The following is a 1,982-nucleotide window of genomic DNA, read 5'->3' on the forward strand; positions in this document are numbered from 1 at the left end:
CTGCTCGTCACTGAACCTGCTTCGCTTCATGTCCGATCCCTTCCGTTGGGTCCGGATTCCAGCAGCCCCTAGAGGAGAAACAAGGGGTCAGGTCAGGGGCCAGGTCACTCGCAGCGACCGTCATCTTCTGGCCGCGGTAGCGATTCCTAACCGTAGAGTAAATATGTTGATCGTCCAGTTTGCGCCATAATCCTGCCGCATGAATGCGGCAGCGAGCCGTAGTGACAGCCAATCAGTGTCCAGAAGGGCAGGGCTGGCACTCGAGAAGACACTCTTCCAGAAGGAAATGAACTATGAAGACCCTTCGTGCAGCCAGCTTGGCCATCGCCTTCGCCTTGGCCCCGCTCGCGGCCAGCGCGCTCACTCTCAGCCCCTCGAACTCGATCACCGCAGATCAGACGGTCGAGATGAGCACGCCCCAGGCGTGGCACTGGGATGCCAACTTCGACAACGGCGAGGGTCCAAGCACCTACTTGTTCCATTTCCACAATGCGAGCACCAAGACGGGATCGCTGGACTTCGTGTTCAACGTCCGTCAGCTATCTGCTTACTTCACCGACGGAGTGAGGATCACGTTCGGCGATCTGGTCTGGGACATCGAGCAGGCTGTCTGGCAACAGGGGGGCCGCACCGATCAATCCAACTTCCTGGTCTTCGCTCCTGGCGAAACCAAGACCCTAACCATCGACTTCGGCAAGGTCGTCAAAGGCGCCGTCCTGAACGCTACGGCAAACATTAACTTCGATTCGCTCTCGCCCTCGAGCTATGCAGCGCCCGTTCCGGTGCCTGCGGCGGGGATCATGCTGATGACCAGCTTGGCCGGGCTGGGTGCGCTACGCCGCCGTCGCAAGGCCGCCTGAGCGCAACTGACGGAGCACGGCTCTTGAAGACCGTGGATGCTCGTTCGACCTGATGGGATCGGACAGACTAGGCCCTGCCGCATGCGGGGCTTTTTTTGTCGAAGCGCTCGCGGCGAGCTTCGATACGCTCAGGTGGTCAGCCGCTGCCGATCTGGCCAGCGCCAAGCAGGTCTCACTCAGAAGATATCAGGCTACCGAGCGCCCCTCGCCGATCACTCGGACGGACTCTGCGACATCTCGGATCATGTATCCTCTTCCCCAGATGGTCTCGATCGGCGGATTGTGCCCAAGGGCCGCTGCAAGCTTCCGGCGCAGCTTGCAGATGAAGACGTCAATTATTTTGAGTTCAGGCTCATCTATACCGCCGTAGAGATAGTTCAGGAACATTTCCTTGGTGACCGTGCTGCCTTTGCGAAGCGCCAGCAGTTCGATCATTTGATATTCTTTTCCAGTCACATAGACCGACTCACCATCCACCTGAACCGTTTTGGAATCGAGGTTCACGCTCAAGCGGCCAAGACGGATCACGGATTGGGCATGACCTTTGGAGCGGCGCACAATCGCTTGGATTCGCGCGAGGAACTCGGCCCGTTCGAATGGCTTTGTCAGATAGTCATCCGCGCCCCATCCGAAGCCCTTGAGCTTCGAGTCGATGCTGTCATAGCCGGTCAGGATAAGGACCGGCGTCTGAATCTTCGACTGACGAAGTCGTCGCAAAACCTCATGACCCGACAAGTCCGGCATGTTCAGATCCAGAACGATGAGATCGTAGTCATACATCTTGGCCAGATCCAATGCCTCCTCTCCTGACCCGGTGGTGAAGGGGTTCAGTCTGGCCTGCTGGAGCAACATAGCGATGCTGCGTTGGGTGATCGGGTCGTCATCAACAACAAGGATGCGCATGGGAGCCTTCGGGTCTTGATCATGTTTGTCGTATCCCTTGTTGGTTAACAAAGTGTGACCCGGTTGCGTCGATCCTGAGGCTTCGCCGCAACGTCATGATCCATGCACCAACTGCCATGTGATCTCCTGAAGCTGCCCCCGAACTGACCGGACAGGGTCTCCCACTTCCCTAAGGGGTAGGAGTACTGTTCACATCATGACTGGTCACATCCCACGGCC

General features: G+C 57.8%; 2 protein-coding genes. One reads left to right on the top strand and one right to left on the bottom strand.

What is annotated here, in order from left to right; all coding sequences use genetic code 11:
* Positions 1-293 precede the first annotated feature (293 nt).
* Positions 294-860, top strand: a complete 567-nt coding sequence (locus J2Z33_RS18035) for a VPLPA-CTERM sorting domain-containing protein (protein WP_209843635.1) — start codon at positions 294-296, stop codon at positions 858-860.
* A gap of 186 nt (positions 861-1,046) precedes the next feature.
* Here J2Z33_RS18035 and ctrA read toward each other — a convergent pair whose 3' ends face one another.
* Positions 1,047-1,763: a response regulator transcription factor CtrA gene (ctrA, locus tag J2Z33_RS18040; protein WP_209843637.1), complete on the bottom strand. Its 717-nt coding sequence runs from the start codon at positions 1,761-1,763 to the stop codon at positions 1,047-1,049.
* Positions 1,764-1,982 lie beyond the last annotated feature (219 nt).

The sequence above is a fragment of the Rubellimicrobium aerolatum genome, assembly GCF_017872975.1.
GTDB classification, from domain to species: Bacteria; Pseudomonadota; Alphaproteobacteria; order Rhodobacterales; family Rhodobacteraceae; genus Rubellimicrobium; species Rubellimicrobium aerolatum.

Excerpts from the sequence above, each read along its gene's own strand:
- J2Z33_RS18035 (WP_209843635.1), top strand. The coding sequence starts at position 294 with ATGAAGACCCTTCGTGCAGCCAGCTTGGCCATCGCCTTCGCCTTGGCC.
- ctrA (WP_209843637.1), bottom strand. The coding sequence starts at position 1,763 with ATGCGCATCCTTGTTGTTGATGACGACCCGATCACCCAACGCAGCATC.